Here is a 21,090-nt window from a genome sequence, read left to right as displayed (position 1 = left end):
CACCGCCACCGACAACGACTGACGAACCACCGAGGCCGCACAATGGCTCACGATTGAACCGTTCGAACTGGTCCCAAATTCAGCCGTTGCCGACACCCCTGGAGCTGTCCCGGGGTCTTCCTGTTTTCCTGGGGCTCACCTGCGACGATGCCTCAAGATCCCGTCCACGCCTCGTCCACGGACCCCGGCATACGGCCGCTCCGGGCGGCACACGCCTGCACATACGCGAAGACCCCGTCCTCAGCGTTCTCGCTGGTGGCGGGGTCTTTGGGCACCTCATCAAGGGTGCCCCCGGCAGGATTCGAACCTGCGCACACGGCTCCGGAGGGCATGACGTGACCAGTACGCGAGAGTGGTCTGAACTGCGGCTTTGCGTCGGGCAGTCTCGGGCGCCACCAATCTCTATCGCATACCGTGCGCGGGAGGACGCCGCCACGTGTGGGTCAGGCCGCGTCCCACTGATGTGCGTGGCCGCCCCTCCACTCGACCCAATTCGGATCGTCGAGGAGATCCCAAGCGTCGGGAAGGCCAGCGCGCCGCAGGAACTCGATCACGTCTCTGTCGTCGTGAGCGAGGCCGAGGATCTCCCCGCGCACGGTGACTCGCCGGCCCCCAGAGGGCGACGGCTGGTGCACGACGATGGGCGCGGCCATGAGTCAAGGGTGCTCCGGGCTCGGAGTGATCGCAGCCGGACTATGGCAGAGGATGGCCTTCGCCGTTCATGCACTGCTTGAAGAACTTTTCGTGCATGGTGGCCGAGTAGGCAGCAGTCACGGGACAGCGCTTAGGGTCGGCGCGGCACTCGTGAGATGCGTTCGGCGGGGGACCCGTAGCTGGCTCACTGCCTTGAATCCCTGCATGGGGCCCTTGCGTCTCGACTTCCTGACTTACGCTGCTCGTCATGAAGAAGGGGATCTTCAGCCGTGAGGCGGTACTGGGGGCAATCGGGGAGTACGACCGCCTCGGTCCTGACGAGTTCCGGACGACCTACCACTACGGCCCGGCGCGAGACTACGTGCTCGTGCACGAGGGACGGCAGTATGACTCCAAGGCGATTGCCGGCGTGGCGCACAAGTTTGAGTACGGGCGGGCGCTGAAGAACGACGAGCTGTCGGGCGGTAAGGCGGCGGCTGTCGCCTGGCTTCAGCGGGTGGGCTTTCGGGTCGTGTCGGTGCGCAACCCGGATTGGGCATGGGACGAGGTGGTGCTTGCCTGCGCGCTCACGGCCGAGAACGGATGGAAGCGCATAGACGCCCCTGACCCTCGGATCATCGAACTCTCCGCCTTGCTCCAGTTGATGCCGATCCACCATCCAGCCACGCGCAACGAGAAGTTCCGCAACCCGAACGGCGTCGCGCGCAAGACGAGTGACCTCGCAACCAACCATCCCGACTACCGCGGCAGGCGTACGAACTGCGGCGCCACGGACCTCAAGGTCATACAGGCCTTCATCGAAAGACCCTTGGAAATGGCAGCTGCTGCCCGGCTCATACGAGCCGGGGTGAGCAACCGTTCCTTCGATGAGACGCCGATACCGGAAGACGAACTTCACGACTTCGAGGCGCCTGAAGGCCGCCTGCTCCTGCGACGGCACATGACCCGCGAGCGCAACCGCGGTTTGCGGCAGAAGAAGATCGAGGCCGCGCTAAGGCAAGAGGGAAGCCTGGCCTGCGAGGTCTGCAGCTTCGACTTCGAGCAAGTCTACGGGGAGCGCGGTACCGGCTACATAGAGTGCCACCATGTCGTCCCCCTCCACGTGGCGGGTGAGGGTCCCACCAAACTTTCAGAGCTCGCCCTGATCTGTGCCAACTGCCACCGCATGATCCACCGAAGCGCCCCCTGGCCCACGCCCGAGGAGCTCCGCGCCTTGGTGGCGCCAAGCTCACTGAGAGGGCCGGGCCCCGTCCCTCAAGCGTAGGTGCCTACTGACGCGCGTCGGCAACGGCAGCAGGCCCGCTGCCACCGGCGCGGCCGTGGCAGGGGCCGCTTCGTCCCGAACGCGATCACACGCCCTCCCCGGGTTGGTGCTGGTGGGCTTAGGCCTGGTTCTTCGGTCTGGCCACTGTCCTTCACCGTCCACGGCTGTCTCCGGGTGTTCGCCTCATTGGCCCCCTGTTTGGCCCCCGGGTCGATCCGGAGTGAGCCCCTGGTCATCCGAACCTGGGGCAATACGGAACCCGGTCTGGCACATGTGTGGCCACGGCCACACTGCCGACATACGCGGACACCCCAGCATCCAACCTCGGCGGCGCCCTCCGGCCAGCCGGATCACAGCAGCGCAAGACATCACGCCATCCTGACGGGCAGTGCCGAATACTCTGGCCTGCGGTGTCAGACCCATATGACAGGATCTCCGCCGTGAGTAATGAGGTAGACGTGAGCCAGAACCCCCTACGAGTCGCGGGTCTCTTCGCGGGTGTGGGAGGCCTTGAGCTCGGTCTGAAGCGGGCCGGGCTGGAGACAGCCATGCTCTGCGAGGTGTGGGCTCCGGCCCAGGCCGTTCTCACCAAGCAGTTCCCCGACGTCCCGCTTGAGCCGGACGTCCAGCACCTCAAGGCTCTGCCCGGTGACATCGACGTCGTCACCGCTGGCTTTCCCTGCCAAGACCTCTCGCAGGCCGGCCGCACGGCGGGTATCGCAGGCGAGCAGTCGGGCCTTGTCTCCCACGTCTTCCGCCTCCTGGAGCAGCACCACCCGCGGTGGCTCGTGCTGGAGAACGTGCGAAACATGTTGGTGCTCGACAAGGGCAAAGCGATGCTCCACCTCGTTCAGGAGCTCGAAGCCCTCGGCTACTCGTGGGCGTACCGACTCGTGGACTCCCGTTTTACAGGCGTGCCGCAGCGCCGCCAGCGCGTTCTCTTCGTGGCCAGCCGCGACGAAGACCCTCGCAACGTCCTCTTCACCGACGATGCTGGCGAGCCGGACGAGGAGGACCGAGCCACCAACGCTTATGGCTTCTACTGGACCGAGGGGCTCACCGGCCTGGGGTGGGCACGGGACGCAACGCCCACGGTCAAGGGGGGCTCAGGGCTGAGCATTCCCTCGCCGCCGGGGATATGGATTCCCAGCAACCCCCCCGGGCACCGGATCGTGACTCCGTCGATCACGGACGTCGAGCAACTTCAGGGCTTCGACAAGGATTGGACCCTGAACGAAGCCACGGCCGACAAGAAGAGCGGGCGCGACCGCTGGAAGCTGGTCGGCAACGCGGTCACGGTCGGCGTCTCGCAGTGGCTCGGCGAACGGCTCCTCAGCCCGGGCCAGTACGACGAGTCCGAAGCCGACCTGATGTCGGACAGCGCCCGGTGGCCCACGGCAGCCTGGGGACACAGGGGCAAGCGGTGGCGTTCCTACGTCTCCATGTGGCCGGTGCACCGTGAGTACACCCCCCTCATGGATCTTGTCGACCGGGGCGGGCTGACTCCGCTCAGCTACCGTGCTGCCGCCGGGTTCTACTCACGCACCCAGAGGGCCAAGCTGAAGTTCGACGAGGATTTCCTCCTCGACATGAAGCAGCACGTCGAGCTGATGGACCCTACGAACAAAGCTCCAATCGCAGTCAGTTGCGACCGGTAGGGTTCCCCCCGAAAGGGGTGGGACTTGGAAGCCGTAGACATTCTCACGAGGAGCTTGAGCAGGGCCGTGCCCATCGAGGGCAACATGCTCCAGTACCACGGTCGCAGCGACCGGCACGGCCAGCTCATTTGCTGGGGGATCTTGTTCGACATGATGCTGAACAGCGACGTACTGCGCTCTCACGTCGAGGCGGGCAAGGTGGTCTTCGGCATCAACCACACTCTCAGGAGCTTCTCTCCGGAAAAGCAGAAGAGGCTCGACCTCGTGCTCTGCCGTCCCAAGGCCGGCGCGCCTCCTCCGAGGAGGCCGCGTACGCTTCAGACGATCGCGGACAAGCATGGGATCGAGCTCTCCCCTGAGCAGCAGGCACTTCTGGACGACCTTCCCCTCATCCAGGAGGGACCTGTCGGCAATGTCCTTGTGGCGCTGGAAGCCAAGGCGTGCATGACCGAGCACATCAAGGCTCTTCCGCGGCTCTACGACGAGCTGAACTCCAGTCACCAGATCGTGCACGGGCACTCAAGCCAGGCTCTCTCGATCGGGTTCTTCATGGTGAACGCCGCCGATGAGTTCTACAGCCCGACCAACAGGGCGCACCCCGGCCCGAACAAGCACCGGCAGCCCCATGCCATGGAACGGGCTGTTGCGCAGGTTACCGGCCTTCCTCGGCGCAGCCACCACAGCTCACAGGGCTTTGACGGCTTGGGGATCGTCGTAGTGGACATGACCAACGACGGAATCAGTCCGTGCAGGTTGGTTACCACGCCGCCGGCACCGGCGGATGACGACGTACTGCATTACGACTCGATGTTGCAGCGCATGGCACACGAGTACGACGCGCGGTTCTCGATGATCTGACCTCGTACTGTCCCACCTCGGCCTGCCGCTCATCCTTCGCTCGGCGGGCCGAGGTGGTCCTCGTGCGAACACCCCCCACGGTCGCACCGATTTCGCGCACGGTGGGGCCTCGCCCGTCGCTGCGATGCGCTGCGAAAACTGGGAGCCTAGGCGGGTTCGCCCTCCGAGGGTGCATGCAGTTGATCGAGTACCTGGGAGACGCCTGAGGGTGAATCCTTGAGGCTGTCCCACCGGCTCATGACCGCGGCCGACGCGGTGGCCAGGTCCGAAGGTAGTCCTGCCTCTTCGAGGGCGTGCGCCACTTCCTTCATCTCGGGGCCCCAGCGCCACGAGCGCGCCGCCACTTTTGGGATGTACGCCGTCTCCGCGAGGTAGCTGGTCGTACGGCCCTGCGCGATGTCGAGCAGCTCGGCCTCTACCCCGTAGTCGCGGGCCAGTGCGTACGAGACAGCCGCGAGGACGCGGCTCGCTTTCTGATAGCTGCTGTACGACAGCTTGAGCGCCGACGCCCGCCCGATGCCGCCCGGCAATTCGTGGGCCTGAACGGCGCTCCCAGCGAAGACCTGCGCCACGGGTGGCAGGGCCGTCGACGGCCCAGAGAGATAGAGGCGTGCGCTCGTCGACTCCGACGGGGGCGAACCGATGACGGAGCCGTCGACCACCGTTGCCCCGTGCTCCAGCATGATGGCGCTGATGCTTGCCATCGTGGCGGGCGAGATTGCGTTTCCGTCCACGTAGATACGCGCATACGAGTGCGCCGCGACGGACCGAGCGACGTCCTCGGCGACGGCCGGCGGGCACAGACTCAGGATGATGTCGGCGTGCTCGACCATTTCGGCGAGACCGCTCACTGGGGTGAGCCCGCATCGCTCGGCTCGCTCCCTGGTCGACGCGCTGCGGCTGGCGGGGCACCACAAGACCTCTGCTCCGCCGAGCCTTGCCTGAGCGGCGACAGCAGCGCCCATGCTGCCCGGATGCAGGATCCCGAGGGTGGTCATCCGACCAGCTCCCTGATGTTCCAGGGCTCGGCCACCGCCCCCGATGTCAGCGCGTCGTTGATGGCGACGGCCGACTCGGCAGGGCAGAGCTGGTCAGTTCGGATCGTCAGCGTCCACGGATCGGTGGAGTGAGCCAACAAGTCTTCCCGCGTCTCGTGCCAGACCTTCAACCGGGCCTCAACGTCCTTGTCCCCGCGGCCGACGGACCGCGTCTGTGTCACCTCCAAAGGGCACCACAGCAGAACCCTGACCCAGTGGAGGGGGAAGGCTACAACCGCGGAAGCCCCGGCGATCTGACCCATGTGCAACACCGGGATGCGGCTGGCACTGATGAGCGATGCGATCTCCGCGCGATCGATGGCGTACTCAGCTCCATAGCGCGCGTTCCGATACAGCAGCTCTCCGGCCTGCGCTAGCTCCTCAATGTGGGAAGCCGTAGTCAGCCGATAGCCCGTGGTCCGACCAGAACCTGCTTTGAGGCGCCGAAAGAGAGTGAACTCCGGCCGGAGGCAGGACAGTTCAGCCGTGATCGTGTCCTTGCCAGAGCCCGGAGGGCCATACAGGATGACGCCACTTGGGGTCACAGCCCGCCTCCACTTAGGACGTCTCGCGCTTCATCGACCAGGGCCACAGCAGCTCCAAGCCGGTTGTCCACCACGTAGTGCGGGCCCTGCGGGCGCATCTTCAGGTCGAGTCCGGAAAGGTACTCCTCCCACGCCTCCATTTTCCAGGCGTCGCGAGCCGCACCTCGGAATTCGATGTACTCCCGCATGGACTCAGGGTCGCACTCAACCCATATCGTCGCTACCGACACCCGCTTTGAGCGGCAACGATTCTGGAAGCGCTGCATCCAGTCAGCTTGGGAGAACTCTGAAATGAATGGCGCGTCGAGGATGGTGGAGATTCCGCAATCGACATTGTCCCACGCTGCTTCCATGAGGCAGCGATATTCGAGCGGCCGGACCTTTTCTCGGTACAGCGCGGAGCTTCGGTCGTGCGCTTCGCCGCCGAGTGCAATCAAGAGCTGGTCCACCAGGGGGCGTGTCAATGAGTCCTTGTCGAGAATGGGCCAGCCTGTAAGACCGCCGAGAAATTTGGCGAACTCTGACTTACCTGACCCGGCGAATCCGCCGACCAGGACGACGGACGGGCCATCGAGACTCCCTCCCGTGCTGCGACGGCTCCACGCGTCAATGACGCGATTGCGCAGAGCTTCGCTGTCCACGTCGTCAGTACCTTCGCGGATGCTGCTAAGTGCCTGTCGCACTGCTTGCGGTTGGTCAGGGAGCTTTCGCGTTGTGGAAGCGGGCGCCGGGACGGACACGGGGGCATCCTCTCCGGGCAGAGCTCGACGGAAGCCGAGTTCGGCTTCGTTGCGCCGATAGAGGCGGCAATACGCCCGGCGGTAATGCGGACCGGGGTAGACCGAACCCTTCTCGTGGCCCCAGATTGTCTGGAAGTTCGCGGCGATATTGAAGCCGTGACGCTCAGCGATTTCGCGGAGCTTTTCCCCTGTGTCTTCCAGAGTGAGCCCTATCTCTTCCCTGTGCTTTCGAAGAAGATCGGGCTGCCAATCCGGGTGCTTCCGAGCCATCTGCCCCTCCTAGATAGCTAGTCAGAGCCGCGAGTGTAGCGGTCCGAGTAGTCCCATGGAAATCCGTGATAGCGCATGTGTAAGCGGATGTATAAAACCGCCGGAGAAATCTCAGGTAGCGAAACGTGATACTGGTTTTCCGGCCGTAGCGGTGAACTGGAGCACATCCGAACGGGAGGGTGCTCATGCGTCACTACGCGGCCACGATGGTCCGGTTCAGGCTCGCCGGCGCCTCACTCGCCAGCACGCGGCGTGAGGGATACGCGCTCCGCCTCAAGCTGCGCAAGCCGCTCCGAGAGGTCATCCAGTCGGGCCGTGGCGTGCCGCATCTGCTCTTGGAGGTCGCGGAGGCTCGCGGCTGCTTGCTGAACCGACGGTTCGCCTTCCTTTACGTCGACCACGTAGGTCCCGCTGCCGGGACGTCCTTCGACCAATCCGTCTTCAGCAAGCTGGCGGTACGCGCTCTGGACCGTCATGAGCGCTACCCCCAGCTTCTTGGCGAGGCCCTGCGCGCCGGGCAGTCGTGCGCCTGGGCCGTAGGCGCCGACCGCGATCTCGGTTCTGTAGTGGGCCGCAATGTCCTTCGCGGTCGGGGGTGTCTCCGACTTCCAGTCCATGACTAGAGCGTATCCAACCTAGGTCGCTTTGAGACCGACGCACGCCCCCCTTGACGCTCCAAAGCTACCTAGGTAGTTTCTGGACCAGCCAAACAACCTAGGTTGTTTGATGGTGGTGCTGACGAGTCCCGTGCAGACGGGAGCCCTGACCAGGGGCTACCGCACTCGTCAGGAGCCGCCGTTCCTTGACAACTGAATGGGGATCACGCCGCCTCTCCTCGGCCAAGTAGGCGGCCACGCGGTCTCCGCGTGATGCACAGCGCAACCCCGACCATTCGCGGCGCCTGCCGCGGCCGGTTGCCTCCTCCGCCCGTCCGGCACGTCGTGCTGCGCGGGCGGGGCTGAGGGGAGCCGGAATCCCTGGTTTCCAACGGCGCGCGGCCCCGGTGCTCGAACACCGGGGCCGCTGTTCGGGCCGTTCCCACCTGATGAGGAGCACGACCCATGAAGAACATCGTTGCTGGTCATGTGGCTGTTACGGCCACCGAGTTCGTTGAACTCGCCCTCGGTACCCCGGTTGAGCTGTGGCTGGGTGTGGAGGGCGAGAGCGAGATGGAGCGCGCGGCCCGGCTGGACGCGGCGCGAGACATCCTCGCCGACCACCCGAGCCTGCCCGACGACGTGTCCCGGGTCGCCGCTGAGGCGATCGAGGCGTTCGCGCCGGAACTGTTCAACGTCGCCCCGCTGGTGCGCCGCCCCATAGCCCGGCGCCGGACGCGTGGTCGCAAGGCGGTGGCGGCGTGAGCGGGCCGGTGCTGCGGGCGCAGATGAGTCTGCGCTGCTGCGGGACGACGGTCCCGGCCCGGACTGCCGGGCCGTGCTGGCAGTTGTTCGTGGCCCTGCCCGGGCTGGTGAGCGAGTGGCCCACCTTCACGTGGCCGACGTTGACGGAGATCCCGAGCGTGGGGGAGCGGGCGGAGGTCCTGGCCTCGCTCGGCTACGTCCTCGAGGACGGTGCGGACTGGGAGTGGACCGAGGACACCGGTCCGGGATACCACCCGCATCCGGTGCGGGTGACCGTGACGGCCGCGGCGAAGATCCGGCCGCTGGACGAGGGGGCGGCATGACGACCACGACAAGCACAGAGTGGCCGGCGGTTCCGCCGCTGACGCGCCCGGAGATGGGGCTTGCCGGTGTCGGCGCGCTTGCCGCGGCTGGCGTTGGCGCCCTGGGGCTGGTCGCGTCGTTCGACGCCGTGTCCGAGGCTGCGGCCCGGTGGGGGTTCAGTTCGCCGTGGATGCTGCCAGTCGGGATCGACGTGGCGATCCCGGTGTTCACAGTGGCCAACCTGCTGCTGATCCGGATGGACATGGCGCTCGCGTGGGTGCGGTTCGTGCCCTGGGTCCTGACGCTGGTGACTTGCGGGCTGAACGTCGCCGCCGGGCACGGCATGTGGGCGAAGGTCGCCCACGGCACGATGCCGCTGCTGTGGGTCGTGTTCTCCGAGATCGGCGCCCACATCTACGCCGTCCGCATCGGGGCTGCGACCGGCCGACGGATGGACAAGATCCGGTTCGGCCGGTGGCTGCTCGCCTTCCCCTCCACGTTCGCGCTGTGGCGGCGGATGACGCTGTGGGAGATCACCTCATACACCGAGGCGCTGGAGCGGGAGAAGGAACGGCAGCTTGCCCGCGCCGAGCTGCGCGAGACGTACGGGCGCCGGTGGCGCAAGCACACCCCGCACCGCACCCGCGTCCTGCTCAAGCTCGGGGACCTCACCCCGGCCGCGGTCGACGCCGACCCGACCACGGAGCCGCAGCCCGAGGCGTCGAACGACGTGGCGCCCAAGCCGCGCCGGAGCCGGAAGCCGAGCACCAAGGCGAAGGCCACACGCACGGCGGCTGAACTGCTGACCGCGGCGCGGGAGGCCACCGCCACATGGCCGGATGAGGCGATCAACGCCGAGAAGATCCGGACCGCGCTGCGCTGCTCGGCTGCCAACTCCCGCACCGTGCGGGATGCGCTCCTCGCCGAGCGGACAGAGGCGCGGCGCCCCGTCGAGTTCGAGGGGGCGGCGGCATGAGCAGCACCCTCTTAACCGTTCTTGCTGCTGCCGGGCCGCTCGCGGCTGGGTGGACCGTGCACGCCCGGTGGCTGCGCCGGAGCCTGCACACCGCTCGCCGTGACCCGCTCACCGGGCTGCGGACCCGCGAGGGCTTCACTCGCCGCGCCACCGTCCTGCTGCGCGATCCGCGGGCGGTGGTCGTCCTCGCGGACGTCGACCGCTTCAAGCAAATCAACGACACCCACGGCCACGCCGCCGGAGACGCGCTCCTTCGAGCGACCGCGGAACGGCTGGCCCACTACGTCGGCACGGATGGTGTGGTGGGGAGGCTCGGGGGCGATGAGTTCGCCGCGGTCGTCATCGACCGGCACGGCACCGTGGGCGACCTTCTCGCGGTCCTGCACGGCGTGCTCGCCCGCCCCGTCGACGGCCAGGACCCCGCGGCGCGCACCACGGTGTCGCTGGGCTGGGTGCGGGCTGCGGACTTCCCGGGCGAGGACCTGTCCGCGCTGCTCGGGCGGGCGGATGAGGCCATGTATGCGGCGAAGCAGGGTCGTGCCGGCGTCCGCCGGGCGGGGCTCGGCAGGCTGTTCGCCACCGTCACCGGTCGGCGTTCGGGACGTCGGGGCGCCCGCACCACCCCGCCGCTGGTGGGGAGGGCCGCCTGATGTCCCCGGCCTACGGTCCGTGCTACGACCCGACCGGCGCCCGCTACGGCATCCCCACCTACCCGTGGCGACTCGCCCCCGAGGGCTACGCCACCCGCCGCCAGCTCCGCGCCCGCGGGCTGCGGCCCGGCGGACAGCCCGTCGCCGCGCAGCTCATGCGCCGCTCGACTCGGCGCAAGACCGGGGTGATGGTCGCTCACCTGTACCGGGTCGACCTGGCGAAGCCGGTGCGGCCGATGACGTCGCGCAAGTGGGGTGCGCTCGCCCTGGCGATGCTCGCCCGCCGCACCTGCCCGGCCTGCCGCCGGGATGCCGGATACGTCATCCCGCCCACGCTCGGCATCTGCGTCCCGTGTGCCTATCCCGAGGAACAGCGCGCCGCTTGACCCCGCACAACGTCGCGAGTCGGGCCCGGATGCCTGCCGTCCAAAGCGCCGTCCGGGCCCGCCCCAACCCCTTGTCCCAGGGAGGGACGTTCAGTGAATCACGACGATGAGAACGAACTCTTCAACCGACTCGAAGCCGACATGGCCGCCGACCGGTCGGCCGACTCGGGGGCGGATGTGGTCGACCTGAGCAAGGCGCGGTCGGCCCGTGCGGGGTCGGTCGACTCCGACCCCGACCCGACCGCGGACTCGTCGGGTGACCCGACTGCGCGGGTGATGGTCGACGAGCCGACTGCGGTCGCGGCTGGTCCGGGGTATCTGGGTCGGCTGATGGGCGCCCGCCGTCGGGACGTCGTTCCGGTGTGGCTGCGGTCGAGGGCGGAGCTGAAGACTGCGGCTGGGTGGGTAGCCCGGCACTACGCGCACGCGGCCGGGTATCACGCGCTGCGCGCTCCCATCTATGCCGCCCGCCTCGCGCTCCAGTCGCCGGCCGGTGTCGCCCGGTTCATCGGGGGGACGATGCGGTGGGTGGCCGACCGCGAGGGCGAGCCGGTCCGACTGGCCGCCGTCCGTCGCGAGGACGCGGCCGAGTACCTGAAGCTGTCGCGGCAGCGTGACGGCCGGGTGCGGCTGCGGACCCTGATCACGGTGCTGTCCTTGTTCGTCGGTCTCGGGGCGGCGCTCGCCATCTACGTGCTCGCCCCCGGCTGGCTTCAAGCCCTGTCGGTCAGCGCGCTGGTGATGGCGCTCGGGTTCAACGGCCGGCAGGCGGATGCTCCGGTCATCCACCGGGCCGTGGACATGCCCAAGGCCACCAAGCTGACCAGTGACATCGTGCTGCGCGCGCTCGGCGCGCTCGGCATCCCCGCCATCAACCAGGCACAGTCCAAGGGGCGGGACGGGTTCGAGTTCACCGCGCCGATCACCCGGGACGGGCCCGGCTGGCGCGCGGAGGGCAACCTCCCCTACGGCGTAACGGTCACGGACATCATCGAACGCCGCGAGCGGCTCGCCTCGGGTCTGCGCCGTCCGTTGGGCTGCGTGTGGCCGGAGGCGGTACCGGATGAGCACACAGGGCACCTGGTGCTGTGGGTCGGCGACCAGGACATGTCCCGCGCCAAGCAGCCCAAGTGGCCCCTGCTCAAGTCGGGTTCGGTGGACCTGTTCAAGCCGGTCGCCTACGGCACCGACCAGCGCGGACGCTGGGTCGAAGCCACGCTCATATACATCGCGGGCGTCATCGGCGCCATCCCGCGCATGGGTAAGACGTTCCTGCTCCGCCTGCTGCTGCTGATCGCGGCCTTGGATCCGCGGGCGGAGCTTCACACCTACGACATGAAGGGCACCGGCGACCTTGACCCGGTCGGGGATGCCGTCTCGCACCGGCATGCCGCGGGCGACGACGACGAGTCCATCGGGTACTGCCTGAACGACTTCCGGGCTCTGCGCGAGGAGCTGCGCCGCCGTACTAAGGTGATCCGCTCCCTGCCGAGGGACATCTGCCCGGAGTCCAAGGTCACCTCAGCTCTTGCGGACAAGCGGTCGCTGGGGCTGCACCCGATCGTGATCGGTGTGGATGAGTGCCAGGTCCTGTTCGAGCACCCTGAGCACGCCAAGGAGTTCGAGGAGATCGCCACCGACCTGGTCAAGCGCGGTCCGGCCACCGGCATCGTGCTGCTGCTCGCCACACAGCGGCCGGACGCCAAGGCCCTGCCGACCGGCATCTCGGCGAACGCGTCGGCCCGTTGGTGCCTGAAGGTCATGGGCCAGCTGGAGAACGACATGGTGCTTGGCACCTCCGCGTACAAGCGCGGGGTCCGGGCGACCATGTTCGCCTGGGGCGACAAGGGCATCCACTACTTCGTCGGTGAAGGCTCCGATGCCCGGATCGTGCGCGCCATCTACATCGACGGCCGCGACGCCGAAGCCGTCGGCGCCCGCGCCCGGCGACTGCGCGAGGAAGCAGGCACCCTGTCCGGCCACGCGCTCGGGGAAGCCCCCGAGCCCGCCGGGCCCGCCTACGACCTGCTCGCCGACATCCTCGCCGTCGTCCCCGCCAAAGAGGCCAAGGTGTGGTCCGAGACCGTCGTCGCGCGGCTCGCGGAGCTGCGGCCCGAGGTCTACGACGGCTGGGAGCCCGACGCGCTCGCCGCCGCGCTGAAGCCGCACGGCATCACCACCATCCAGGTCGGCCGCCGCGTGGACGGGAAAGTGGTCAACCGGCGCGGCATCGACCGCTCCCACATCACCACGACGATTGCGGAGCGTGACGGAAAGCGGGACGCGGGCTGAGGCTCCGGGGCCGCTAGCGCTAGCGGCACACCCCGCTAACGTTAGCGGCTCCGCTAGCACCCCAAACCGCACCTGATCAGGTCGCTAGCGGATAGCGGCCCACCTGCGAAAACCTCTGGAAACCGCCTGGGAGGGCCCCTCATGACCCCTGCCCTGTTCGCTATCGCCTGCCTGTTTGCCGTCACTGTCGGTTACGGCGGGCTGTGTGCGGCCGCGCCGTTCGGTGACTGCCGCAAGTGCCGCGGCTTCGGCCACGCGATCAAGCACGACCGCAAGGGCCGCATGAAGCGCGGCAAGGACTGCCGCCGCTGCCGCGCGACCGGCAAACGCATACGCGTCGGCCGCCACCTCTACAACGTCGCCGCCCGCATCCACCGCGACGGCACCCGCTGACCCGGACACAAAGCGGCCGACGGTGCCCGTCATGAGACGTACCCCGCTCCGAGCAGGAGTTAGGCGGGCGCAACCGTCGGCCAAACCCCCGAGCTTGCCAGCACCCGAGGGTGCCCGCAGCTTAGCCAGCCCTCCCGACACACCGTCAAAGGAGTTCCCTGTCGTGGTCGTCACCGTCTCGCTCGTCGCCCTGTTCGGGCTTGTCCTGTTCTTCCTTCTGCGCTCCAACTCCCTCGGCTACGGCAGCGCGTTCACCGCCGTCGGATTCGGCTTCTTCCTCGCCTCTACTGGCGCCTCCGGACCCATCAACGAACTCGCCACCGCCGTCATCAATGCCCTCGGCAACCTGTAAGGGAGGTACCGACCATGGCCGATCGCATCGCGCTCATGGCCGCCGGCGAACTGCGCACCGCGCTGGAGGCCACCGCCCGCGGGGACCTCGCCACGGCCGCCGCCGCGCTCATGAGTATCGATCCCGCCTCCTGGCAGGCGATCGAACACCGCCTCACCGTCCTCGGCGGCTCGCTCCCCGAGCTGCTCGCCACCGTCGGAGGCGATGCCGCGTGAACGGTGAATTCATCACTGCAGCCGTCCTGTTCACCCCGGCCGCCGCCACCGTCTCGGTCTGCCTGGCAGGCCACCTGCGCGCCCGGCGGGCCGATGACGCGTTGGCCGCCGCGTTCGCTGAGTTCCGGGTCACCGAGCCCAGCGGCACCGAGCCCCCGCCGAACGGACGCGAAGCGGCCCCGCAGCCTACGCCCGAGCCGGTGCGGCTGGCCACGGTCATCGACTTCCCGGTCCGGCGCCGCGACGCGGCCTAGAGACGCCCGGGGCGACCGCCCCTTCTCGCCAAAGAAACGCGGTCGCCCCGGCAATCCAGCTCAACCCAAGGAACTGGAGACATCCAGCATGACCCAACCCATCCACATCCGGCGAGCAGGCGGCCCGCGGCCGTTACTGCTCGACGTCTACTCCTGCGCCGGCGGCGCAGGCATGGGCTACCACCACGCCGGGTTCGACGTGCACGGCGTCGACATCGCGGAGCGTCCGAACTACCCCTTCCCGATGCACCGGGGCGACGCGCTCGAACGCCTCGCCATCCTCATCACCTCGGGGGAGATCGAGAAGTACGCGTTCGTGCACGCCTCCCCGCCCTGCCAGGACAAGTGCGCGCTCACCGTGGGCACGAACCAATCCCAGGGCTGGGGCGGTGCACACGAAGACCTCGTGGCACCCACCCGCGAACTGCTCGACAAGACCGGTCTGCCGTACGTGATCGAGCAGCCCAACGGGCGCGCACAGATCCGTAAGGACCTGACCCTGTGCGGCGAGATGTTCGGGCTCGGAGTGATCCGTCACCGCAACTTCGAGCTGGGCGGCTGGACCGCTTTGCGGCCGGTGCACGTGGCCCATCGCGGCCGGGTGCGCGGCTACCGGCACGGCCGGTACTACGCCGGCCCCTACGTTGCCGCCTACGGCAACGGCGGCGGCAAGCCCACCATCGGCGAGCTGCAGGAGGCCATGGGCATCACGTGGACCGACGTCCGCGAGGAGCTGACCGAGGCCATCCCGCCCGCCTACAGCGAGTGGATCGGCCGCGCCTTCCTCGCCGGCGCCCGCACCCTGGGGGTGGCGGCATGAACCGTCACCTCCTGTTCGCCGCGCTGGACGCGGCCGAGCGCGGCTGGCACGTTCTCCCGCTCCGTCCCGGCGACAAGCGGCCTGCCCTGCACGGGGAGGCGGTCTGCCCCGGCATCGGGGACTGTGCGGGCGGGCACCGCAAGTGGGAGGAGCGTGCCACCATCGACCCGGACCGCATCCGCCGGGCCTGGGGTGACCTCCCCTTCAACATCGGCATCGCCACCGGACCCTCCCGGCTGCTGGTGGTGGATCTCGACATGCCCAAGCGCAAGAGCAAGGGCAGTGCGGACACGCCTTGCGGCGTGGCGACCTTCAGGGCGCTCTGCGAGCGCGCCGGGCAGGCCGTGCCCAGCACCCACATGGTGCGGACCGCGAGCGGGGGAGTGCATCTGTACTTCACCGCCCCCCGTGGTGCGCGGCTGGCGAACACCGCGGGCAGGCTCGGCAGGCTGATCGACACCCGCGCATGGGGCGGCTACGTCGTCGCCGGCGGAAGCACCACATCCGCCGGTCACTACACGGTCGTGGACCCCACCCCGCCCGCGCCACTGCCGGATTGGCTGCAAGCGCTTCTGACGCCCCGTCGGGGTTCGCGGGGACTGATGGCTGTGCCGTCGTCGTCCCGGGCCTCCCGCTACGCCGCAGCGGCACTCCGGGCGGAAACGGCGAGCGTGCGGGACGCGCCGCAGGGCGAGCGCAACGCCACGCTGCTCGCGGCGGCCAGGGCGCTCGGGCGGTTCATCGCGTGGGGCGACCTTCCGCGCGATGTGGTGGAGGAGGCTCTTCAGTCGGCAGGGGAGTGCGCCGGCCTGTCGGAGCGCCAGTGCCGCTCGACCGTGCGCAGCGGTCTGAACTGGTCCATCGCCCACAACCCGCAGCGGAGGGCGGCATGACCACCCGCCCGCATCCCCCAATGAAGAGCCTCCCCGGCACCACCGACCAGCCGTCCGCCGCCACACAGGGCAAGGCCCCGACGGCCGTGGGCGCCCCGAAGGGCGCCGCCCGCAAGGGCGTCCCTTCTGCTCTTCGCACTGACCCGCACCCGAGCGACGGCCGCCACATCGTGGCGTGGCTCCACATCACCGCACCCGGCCGCAGCACGGTGCCCACCGCCACCTCGACATGCGCCTGCGGCAGGGACCGCAGCGCCGTCGGACACCGCCGGGCGCTCGCCCTGATCCAAGACCACGAGCAGCACCGGGACGTGTGCCCGCTCCGCACCTCTCAGGAAGGGAGGAACGCAGCATGACCAACACCACCACGGAGCAGACCAGTCAGCCCGGCACGGACGGGGCGACGCTGCTCGATGAGGTCGAAGCCTTCCACCGCAGGTTCAACGTGTTCCCCATCAACGCGGCCTACGTCGCGGTGACGCTGTGGGACGCGCACGCGCACCTGCTGGACTGCTTCGACGCCACCCCGCGCATCGCGTTCCTCTCCCCGGAACCGGGCTCGGGGAAGTCCAGGGCGCTGGAGATCGTGGAAACCCTCGTCCCGAAGCCGCTGGTGGCCGCGAACGCGTCCGCCTCGGTGCTCTTCCGCGCGGTGTCCACGCTGGAGACCAGGCCCACGATCCTCTTCGACGAGGTGGACACCGTCTTCGGCCCCAAAGCGGGCGACAACGAACCCCTGCGGGGATTCCTGAACGCCGGGCACCGCCGCGGGGTCGGCATGTGGCGCTGCGTCGGCGACGGGGCCAATCAGCAGGTGCAGGAGTTCCCCTCCTATTGCGCCGTGGCCATGGCCGGACTCGGCTCCCTCCCGGACACGATCCTCACCCGCTCGGTCATCATCCGCATGCGCCGCCGCGCGAGGAACGAACGCGTGGAGCCCTACCGGCAGCGCATCCACGAGAAGGAAGGCAACGCGCTGCGCGATCGGCTCGCGAACTGGGCCATCAGCGTCAGCCACCTCGTGGACGGGGTCTTCCCCCTGCTGCCGCCGGAGGTGACCGACCGGCCGGCCGACGTGTGGGAACCGCTCATCGCCGTCGCCGACGCGGCAGGAGGCCACTGGCCCAAGCGGGCTCGGGCCGCGTGCGTCGAGCTGGTCAACGCAGCCAAGGAGGGCGACAAGGGCAGCATCGGCATCCGGCTGCTGATCGATCTGCGGGACTACGTCTTCAACGGCATCGACCGCCTGCCCACCGTCGCCGTCCTCGACCGGCTTCACAGTCTCGAGGAGGCGCCGTGGGCGGACATGAGCGGCAAGCCGCTCGATGCCCGGGGGTTGTCGCGGATGCTGCGGGAGTACATGACCGAGGACAACAAGCCCATCGCGGCCCGGAACATCAAGAGCGGCACCAGCGTGATGAAGGGCTACTACGCGGCCGATCTCCACGACGCGTGGGCGCGCTACTGCCCCCCTCCCCCTGAGAGTCCGCTACTTCCGCTACCTCCGCTACCGCGCAGGTCAGAGCCCTGAAAACGGTAGCGGCAAGCGCGGATTCATCCGCTACCTGACCGCCACATCCGCTACCGGCCCGCCTGCCCACGGCCGGGCCGGTAGCGCACCTATCCGCTACCGCTACCCCTAGCCGCTACCACGATCATGCCCCTGACCAGGGCGGTAGCGGAGGTAGCGGAAGTAGCGGACCTGACAGGAAGGGGCAACGAGGCCCCACCCCGGCCGAGGAGACATCGTGGCCAAGCCCCGCGACGAGATGTTGACCATCCCTGACGTCATAGAAGAGATCGGCGTGCCGCGAGCGACGTTCTACCGCTGGCGCGCCTGCAAGAAGGGTCCGAAGTCCATCAAGCTCCCGAATGGTGCCGTCCGAATCCGCAGGTCCGAGCTGAGCCGGTGGCTTGAGTCGTTGGAGGAAAGCGCGTGACGAAAGGCGCTAACCCGGGGGCCGGGCACAACCGCCCGGCCCCGGAGGGGTTCTCCTTGGACGTACGCCTCTGGAAGGTGACCAAGGCGCAGAGCAAGACCCGCCCGCATCAACTCCGTTGGAAGGTCGGCGGCAAGGTCAGCAGCGCCACTTTTTCCACGGTGGCACTCGCCGAGAGTCGTAGGTCTGAGCTGTGGCAGGCCATGCGCCGTGGCGAGGCATTCCGGATCATCGACGGCCTACCTGAGTCCGAGGTCAGAACTGCAGAGGCAGTGGCTCGGGAAGAGTTGTCCTGGTTCGCCTTCTGTCGCGAGTACATGGGGCTCCGTTGGCCGACCGCGGCAGCCAAGACCCGAGAGGGAATCGCCGACGGGTTGGCTGCCGTGACGCTGGCCATGGTGGAGCAGGAACAGCGGATGCCTTCCTCGGAAGATCTGCGTCTTGCGCTCCGTTGGGCAGTCATTCCCAAGAACGCTGGCCAAGAGCCGCCGGCGGACATCGAAGACGCTTACGGGTGGATTTCCAAGAAGTCCCTCCCTGTCTCATCCCTGGAAGACCCGAAGATCCTGAGAGATGTGCAGTACCGGATCTACTTCAAGCTGGACGGCGCACCTGCAGCGGGGGAGACCTCTCGCCGTCGGCGCCGCGCCCTCAACACCGCTGTGGAATACGCCGTTGAACGAAAGCTCCTAACGGAGAATCCGCTAGCTGCCATCAAGAATGTGAAGAGTTCCGCTTCGGATCGCGTGGACCCGCGGGTTCTCGTGAACAAGGTCCAAGCGGCTCAGTTGCTTGCCGCGGTCTCGTACGTCGGGACATGGCATCGGCGGAAAGGGCGTCGCCTCGTGGCGTTCTACGCGGTCATGTACTTCGCGGGGCTCCGCCCGAGTGAGGCGGTGGGCCTCAGGAAGTCTGACTGCTATCTCCCAGAGCAGGGGTGGGGTGTTCTGACGCTTCACGACACGCACCCCGTGTCGGGCAAGCAGTGGACAGACAGCGGAGAGCGCCATGACAAGCGGGGCCTGAAGTCGAGGGAGGCCAAGGAAGACCGGCCGGTCCCGATCCCCCCGCCACTCGTGGCCGTGCTCCGCGCCCACTTGGAGGAGTTCGGCGCGGCCAAGGACGGACGGCTCTTCACAAACGAGCGTGGCGGTCTCGTGGGTAGCAGTACCTATTGGCGCGTGTGGCGGGACGCTCGGGAGTACGCGCTCCCGCCGGACCTTCAGGCGTCCATCCTCGGGGGACGGCCGTACGACCTGCGGCACACCTGCATCACGACATGGCTGAACGCCGGCGTGCCCGTGGCCGAGGTCGCCCGGAGGGTCGGCAACTCTCCAGAGGTGATCCATCGCGTGTACGAGGGATGCATCTATGGCCAGGAAGAGGCCATGAACAAGAAGATTGAAAAGGAACTCGGCTGGCCGGGCTAAGCATGGTCACGGCTCGCTTGGCGATGCCTGGGGCGCCACGCGCGTCCCAGGCGCCACGTCGTTCACTGCGAGGAGCCCTTGTCGCCCTCTTGATTGTCCTTAGCTCGTCGCGCCTTGAAAGCGTCGAATTGAGCTGAGAGGACGTATAGATAGTCGAGGAGGGCCTCCGCTAGCGCCAGCCCATCCTCTGCGTCTTGGCGGCTCACTTCTGTACCTGTGAAGTGAGCAGCTTGATTGCCGAGGACACGCAGCTCTTGCGCCCACTCGAAGAGACGACCATCGATCTTCCCGTCGTTCTTCATCTGCTCCAGCATCTTGAACAGCGGGGGTCGGCGTCCACTGTTGGATATGCCCTGATCGAGACACACGCCTTCAAGCGTGCGGCGGACCATCACAGCCGTGGCTGTGTACGCCTTGGACGAGAAGCATTGGAGGGCTTCTTCATGCTCACGTCGTAGGGCCTCGGGCACCTTGAAGCTGAGAGGTCGCCGCTTCTGTGGCCAAAGGATGACAGGGTCTCCGTCCCAGCCCTCGCCAAAGTCCTCTTCGACCATCATGAAGGGGTCCTGACAATGGCCGCATCGAGCTAGTTCCAAGAGGTACGGCGGCTCTTGGTGACCACCTCCGCTGGCCGCACTGGTGACCGTGGCAAGGGTCGGCTTCTCACAGTGGGGGCAGACCAGCGGAAAGGTCGCTCCGGCTCTGCTCTCGTCGCTCATGCGACTGGACGCTAGCGGCCACACCCGCGCGGAGAGGTGCGAACAGGTAAACGAGGCAGCTCTATCGCAGCTCTATCGCGATCAGCGCGAACCAACGACAAAGAGCGGGACCCAGTGAGACTGGGTCCCGCTCTTCACGTTGGGCATCTGCGCTGGTCAACCGCATGATTGTGCTGGTTGAGGCGAAGTGCCCCCGGCAGGATTCGAACCTGCGCACACGGCTCCGGAGGCCGTTGCTCTATCCCCTGAGCTACGGGGGCGTTCGCCGCTCTCGGCTGCGACGGGTAGAACCCTACCAGCTCCTGTGGGGTGGCCGTGAACAGGTATTTCCAGGCTGTCACGGGTGATGGTTTCTGCCCAGGTCCCGCACCGGTTCCGGAGCCGGTGCGGGCGGGACGCGGGCCGCCGCAGGGCGGGTCCCACTCGGAGGTCACTCGCGCGCCGCACAGGGTCACATGCGCCCGCCACGCCGACCCCCACCCAGCCCGTCATCCCGGCACCGCCAAGGCCCCCTCACCCCCGCGTCCCCCGCACGGGTCAGAAGTGGGGAAAACCCGGACGCAGCCCCGCCCCGGGTCCTACTCTCGAGTTGTGTCAGGCGTGTCCGGCCGGGTGCTTGTTGTCGATGACAACAAGGTCATTCGGCAGCTGATCAGGGTCAATCTCGAGCTGGAGGGCTTCGAGGTCGTGACCGCGGCCGATGGTGCCGAGTGCCTGGACGTCGTGCACGAGGTGGGGCCGGATGTGATCACGCTCGATGTGGTGATGCCGCGGATCGACGGGCTGCGGACCGCCGCGCGGTTGCGGGCCGATCCGCGAACCAGGAATGTGCCGGTGGCGATCATCAGTGCGTGTACGCAGTACGAGGTGGAGACCGGTATCACCGCCGGGGTCGACGCCTTTCTCGCCAAGCCCTTCGAGCCGGCCGAGCTGGTGCGGCTCGTGCGGCGGTTGGCGCACCGGGAGCGTGGGGAGCACAGGGAGGGCCCGCCGTCAGTTGACGGCAGGCATGGTGCCGGGCGGGCGGGGAGCACGCGGGGCTGAACCTGTGGGCCCCGCGCCAGTGCCGACGCGCGGGCT

Annotated in this window: 26 protein-coding genes and 1 tRNA gene; 20 read left to right on the top strand and 7 right to left on the bottom strand. The window is 68.0% G+C overall.

Features of this window, described 5'->3' with window-relative positions; translation table 11 throughout:
- Positions 1 to 443: 443 nt before the first annotated feature.
- On the bottom strand, positions 444 to 653 hold the full coding sequence (locus tag ACFV9O_RS18620) for a hypothetical protein (protein WP_385418996.1): 210 nt from the start codon (positions 651 to 653) through the stop codon (positions 444 to 446).
- A 248-nt stretch (positions 654 to 901) separates the two neighbouring features.
- Between ACFV9O_RS18620 and ACFV9O_RS18615 the strand changes: the two genes are divergently transcribed.
- The 3 genes from ACFV9O_RS18615 to ACFV9O_RS18605 all read left to right on the top strand — a co-directional run bounded on the left by ACFV9O_RS18615 (position 902) and on the right by ACFV9O_RS18605 (position 4,434).
- The gene (locus ACFV9O_RS18615; protein WP_385418994.1) at positions 902 to 1,918 is read left to right on the top strand and encodes an HNH endonuclease; all 1,017 of its coding nucleotides are present in this window, start codon (positions 902 to 904) and stop codon (positions 1,916 to 1,918) included.
- A gap of 458 nt (positions 1,919 to 2,376) precedes the next feature.
- Positions 2,377 to 3,576, top strand: coding sequence for a DNA cytosine methyltransferase (locus tag ACFV9O_RS18610; protein WP_385418993.1), 1,200 nt, complete (start codon positions 2,377 to 2,379; stop codon positions 3,574 to 3,576).
- Between the two features lie 66 nt (positions 3,577 to 3,642).
- Positions 3,643 to 4,434 carry a hypothetical protein gene (locus ACFV9O_RS18605; protein WP_385418990.1) on the top strand — a complete coding sequence of 264 codons (792 nt, stop codon included), beginning with the start codon at positions 3,643 to 3,645 and terminating at the stop codon, positions 4,432 to 4,434.
- 146 nt (positions 4,435 to 4,580) lie between these two features.
- Here ACFV9O_RS18605 and ACFV9O_RS18600 read toward each other — a convergent pair whose 3' ends face one another.
- The 4 genes from ACFV9O_RS18600 to ACFV9O_RS18585 form a co-directional block, all read right to left on the bottom strand.
- Entirely contained in the window at positions 4,581 to 5,432 is an 852-nt protein-coding gene (locus ACFV9O_RS18600; RefSeq protein WP_385418988.1) for a DUF1932 domain-containing protein, read from the bottom strand.
- A complete protein-coding gene (locus ACFV9O_RS18595; RefSeq protein ID WP_385418986.1) occupies positions 5,429 to 6,016 on the bottom strand; it encodes a guanylate kinase in 588 nt (195 codons plus the stop codon). The genes ACFV9O_RS18600 and ACFV9O_RS18595 overlap by 4 nt, the downstream gene beginning before the upstream one ends.
- The gene (locus ACFV9O_RS18590) at positions 6,013 to 7,026 is read right to left on the bottom strand and encodes an AAA family ATPase (protein WP_385418984.1); all 1,014 of its coding nucleotides are present in this window, start codon (positions 7,024 to 7,026) and stop codon (positions 6,013 to 6,015) included. Before ACFV9O_RS18590 ends, ACFV9O_RS18595 begins: the two co-directional genes overlap by 4 nt.
- A 233-nt stretch (positions 7,027 to 7,259) precedes the next feature.
- A complete protein-coding gene (locus tag ACFV9O_RS18585; protein WP_385418981.1) occupies positions 7,260 to 7,643 on the bottom strand; it encodes a GntR family transcriptional regulator in 384 nt (127 codons plus the stop codon).
- A gap of 444 nt (positions 7,644 to 8,087) precedes the next feature.
- On the opposite strand from ACFV9O_RS18585, the gene ACFV9O_RS18580 reads away from it, so the two are divergent.
- From ACFV9O_RS18580 to ACFV9O_RS18505, 16 genes are all read left to right on the top strand, one after another.
- Positions 8,088 to 8,387 carry a hypothetical protein gene (locus tag ACFV9O_RS18580; protein ID WP_385418979.1) on the top strand — a complete coding sequence of 100 codons (300 nt, stop codon included), beginning with the start codon at positions 8,088 to 8,090 and terminating at the stop codon, positions 8,385 to 8,387.
- Positions 8,384 to 8,710: a DUF6303 family protein gene (locus ACFV9O_RS18575; RefSeq protein ID WP_385418976.1), complete on the top strand. Its 327-nt coding sequence runs from the start codon at positions 8,384 to 8,386 to the stop codon at positions 8,708 to 8,710. Before ACFV9O_RS18580 ends, ACFV9O_RS18575 begins: the two co-directional genes overlap by 4 nt.
- Positions 8,707 to 9,666 carry a DUF2637 domain-containing protein gene (locus tag ACFV9O_RS18570; RefSeq protein WP_385418974.1) on the top strand — a complete coding sequence of 320 codons (960 nt, stop codon included), beginning with the start codon at positions 8,707 to 8,709 and terminating at the stop codon, positions 9,664 to 9,666. Before ACFV9O_RS18575 ends, ACFV9O_RS18570 begins: the two co-directional genes overlap by 4 nt.
- Positions 9,663 to 10,316, top strand: coding sequence for a GGDEF domain-containing protein (locus tag ACFV9O_RS18565; RefSeq protein ID WP_385418973.1), 654 nt, complete (start codon positions 9,663 to 9,665; stop codon positions 10,314 to 10,316). Before ACFV9O_RS18570 ends, ACFV9O_RS18565 begins: the two co-directional genes overlap by 4 nt.
- Positions 10,316 to 10,702 (top strand): RRQRL motif-containing zinc-binding protein, encoded by a 387-nt coding sequence (locus ACFV9O_RS18560; protein ID WP_385418971.1) that lies wholly within the window; start codon positions 10,316 to 10,318, stop codon positions 10,700 to 10,702. Before ACFV9O_RS18565 ends, ACFV9O_RS18560 begins: the two co-directional genes overlap by 1 nt.
- A gap of 93 nt (positions 10,703 to 10,795) precedes the next feature.
- Complete coding sequence (locus tag ACFV9O_RS18555) at positions 10,796 to 12,994, top strand: cell division protein FtsK (protein ID WP_385418969.1); 2,199 nt, start codon at positions 10,796 to 10,798, stop codon at positions 12,992 to 12,994.
- A 141-nt stretch (positions 12,995 to 13,135) separates the two neighbouring features.
- The gene (locus tag ACFV9O_RS18550) at positions 13,136 to 13,387 is read left to right on the top strand and encodes a hypothetical protein (RefSeq protein WP_385418967.1); all 252 of its coding nucleotides are present in this window, start codon (positions 13,136 to 13,138) and stop codon (positions 13,385 to 13,387) included.
- Positions 13,388 to 13,550: 163 nt separating this feature from the next.
- Complete coding sequence (locus ACFV9O_RS18545; RefSeq protein ID WP_385418964.1) at positions 13,551 to 13,739, top strand: hypothetical protein; 189 nt, start codon at positions 13,551 to 13,553, stop codon at positions 13,737 to 13,739.
- A 14-nt stretch (positions 13,740 to 13,753) separates the two neighbouring features.
- On the top strand, positions 13,754 to 13,954 hold the full coding sequence (locus ACFV9O_RS18540; RefSeq protein WP_385418961.1) for a hypothetical protein: 201 nt from the start codon (positions 13,754 to 13,756) through the stop codon (positions 13,952 to 13,954).
- On the top strand, positions 13,951 to 14,208 hold the full coding sequence (locus ACFV9O_RS18535; RefSeq protein ID WP_385418959.1) for a hypothetical protein: 258 nt from the start codon (positions 13,951 to 13,953) through the stop codon (positions 14,206 to 14,208). The genes ACFV9O_RS18540 and ACFV9O_RS18535 overlap by 4 nt, the downstream gene beginning before the upstream one ends.
- A gap of 88 nt (positions 14,209 to 14,296) precedes the next feature.
- Positions 14,297 to 15,028: a DNA methylase gene (locus ACFV9O_RS18530; RefSeq protein ID WP_385418956.1), complete on the top strand. Its 732-nt coding sequence runs from the start codon at positions 14,297 to 14,299 to the stop codon at positions 15,026 to 15,028.
- Complete coding sequence (locus tag ACFV9O_RS18525; protein ID WP_385418953.1) at positions 15,025 to 15,921, top strand: bifunctional DNA primase/polymerase; 897 nt, start codon at positions 15,025 to 15,027, stop codon at positions 15,919 to 15,921. Before ACFV9O_RS18530 ends, ACFV9O_RS18525 begins: the two co-directional genes overlap by 4 nt.
- Positions 15,918 to 16,277 carry a hypothetical protein gene (locus ACFV9O_RS18520; protein WP_385418950.1) on the top strand — a complete coding sequence of 120 codons (360 nt, stop codon included), beginning with the start codon at positions 15,918 to 15,920 and terminating at the stop codon, positions 16,275 to 16,277. The genes ACFV9O_RS18525 and ACFV9O_RS18520 overlap by 4 nt, the downstream gene beginning before the upstream one ends.
- Positions 16,274 to 17,452, top strand: a complete 1,179-nt coding sequence (locus tag ACFV9O_RS18515; RefSeq protein WP_385418948.1) for a DUF3631 domain-containing protein — start codon at positions 16,274 to 16,276, stop codon at positions 17,450 to 17,452. Before ACFV9O_RS18520 ends, ACFV9O_RS18515 begins: the two co-directional genes overlap by 4 nt.
- A 217-nt stretch (positions 17,453 to 17,669) precedes the next feature.
- The gene (locus ACFV9O_RS18510) at positions 17,670 to 17,861 is read left to right on the top strand and encodes a helix-turn-helix transcriptional regulator (RefSeq protein ID WP_385418945.1); all 192 of its coding nucleotides are present in this window, start codon (positions 17,670 to 17,672) and stop codon (positions 17,859 to 17,861) included.
- The gene (locus ACFV9O_RS18505) at positions 17,858 to 19,291 is read left to right on the top strand and encodes a tyrosine-type recombinase/integrase (protein ID WP_385418942.1); all 1,434 of its coding nucleotides are present in this window, start codon (positions 17,858 to 17,860) and stop codon (positions 19,289 to 19,291) included. Before ACFV9O_RS18510 ends, ACFV9O_RS18505 begins: the two co-directional genes overlap by 4 nt.
- A 62-nt stretch (positions 19,292 to 19,353) precedes the next feature.
- Here ACFV9O_RS18505 and ACFV9O_RS18500 read toward each other — a convergent pair whose 3' ends face one another.
- Positions 19,354 to 20,010, bottom strand: a complete 657-nt coding sequence (locus ACFV9O_RS18500; RefSeq protein WP_385418940.1) for a DUF4145 domain-containing protein — start codon at positions 20,008 to 20,010, stop codon at positions 19,354 to 19,356.
- Positions 20,011 to 20,198: 188 nt separating this feature from the next.
- Positions 20,199 to 20,270 (bottom strand) — tRNA-Arg (locus ACFV9O_RS18495).
- A gap of 340 nt (positions 20,271 to 20,610) precedes the next feature.
- Between ACFV9O_RS18495 and ACFV9O_RS18490 the strand changes: the two genes are divergently transcribed.
- Positions 20,611 to 21,054, top strand: a complete 444-nt coding sequence (locus ACFV9O_RS18490; protein ID WP_385419013.1) for a response regulator — start codon at positions 20,611 to 20,613, stop codon at positions 21,052 to 21,054.
- Positions 21,055 to 21,090 lie beyond the last annotated feature (36 nt).

This window comes from Streptomyces sp. NPDC059909, assembly GCF_042730885.1.
Classification (GTDB): Bacteria; Actinomycetota; Actinomycetes; order Streptomycetales; family Streptomycetaceae; genus Streptomyces.
Note: the sequence above shows the minus strand (reverse complement) of the source record. Positions and strands in the feature narration are given on the sequence as shown.

Bases quoted from the DNA above. Each gene is read 5' to 3' on its own strand.
- ACFV9O_RS18620 (WP_385418996.1), bottom strand. From the start codon at position 653: ATGGCCGCGCCCATCGTCGTGCACCAGCCGTCGCCCTCTGGGGGCCGG.
- ACFV9O_RS18615 (WP_385418994.1), top strand. From the start codon at position 902: ATGAAGAAGGGGATCTTCAGCCGTGAGGCGGTACTGGGGGCAATCGGG.
- ACFV9O_RS18600 (WP_385418988.1), bottom strand. From the start codon at position 5,432: ATGACCACCCTCGGGATCCTGCATCCGGGCAGCATGGGCGCTGCTGTC.
- ACFV9O_RS18590 (WP_385418984.1), bottom strand. From the start codon at position 7,026: ATGGCTCGGAAGCACCCGGATTGGCAGCCCGATCTTCTTCGAAAGCAC.
- ACFV9O_RS18585 (WP_385418981.1), bottom strand. From the start codon at position 7,643: ATGGACTGGAAGTCGGAGACACCCCCGACCGCGAAGGACATTGCGGCC.
- ACFV9O_RS18580 (WP_385418979.1), top strand. From the start codon at position 8,088: ATGAAGAACATCGTTGCTGGTCATGTGGCTGTTACGGCCACCGAGTTC.
- ACFV9O_RS18570 (WP_385418974.1), top strand. From the start codon at position 8,707: ATGACGACCACGACAAGCACAGAGTGGCCGGCGGTTCCGCCGCTGACG.
- ACFV9O_RS18565 (WP_385418973.1), top strand. From the start codon at position 9,663: ATGAGCAGCACCCTCTTAACCGTTCTTGCTGCTGCCGGGCCGCTCGCG.
- ACFV9O_RS18560 (WP_385418971.1), top strand. From the start codon at position 10,316: ATGTCCCCGGCCTACGGTCCGTGCTACGACCCGACCGGCGCCCGCTAC.
- ACFV9O_RS18550 (WP_385418967.1), top strand. From the start codon at position 13,136: ATGACCCCTGCCCTGTTCGCTATCGCCTGCCTGTTTGCCGTCACTGTC.
- ACFV9O_RS18540 (WP_385418961.1), top strand. From the start codon at position 13,754: ATGGCCGATCGCATCGCGCTCATGGCCGCCGGCGAACTGCGCACCGCG.
- ACFV9O_RS18530 (WP_385418956.1), top strand. From the start codon at position 14,297: ATGACCCAACCCATCCACATCCGGCGAGCAGGCGGCCCGCGGCCGTTA.
- ACFV9O_RS18525 (WP_385418953.1), top strand. From the start codon at position 15,025: ATGAACCGTCACCTCCTGTTCGCCGCGCTGGACGCGGCCGAGCGCGGC.
- ACFV9O_RS18520 (WP_385418950.1), top strand. From the start codon at position 15,918: ATGACCACCCGCCCGCATCCCCCAATGAAGAGCCTCCCCGGCACCACC.
- ACFV9O_RS18515 (WP_385418948.1), top strand. From the start codon at position 16,274: ATGACCAACACCACCACGGAGCAGACCAGTCAGCCCGGCACGGACGGG.
- ACFV9O_RS18500 (WP_385418940.1), bottom strand. From the start codon at position 20,010: ATGAGCGACGAGAGCAGAGCCGGAGCGACCTTTCCGCTGGTCTGCCCC.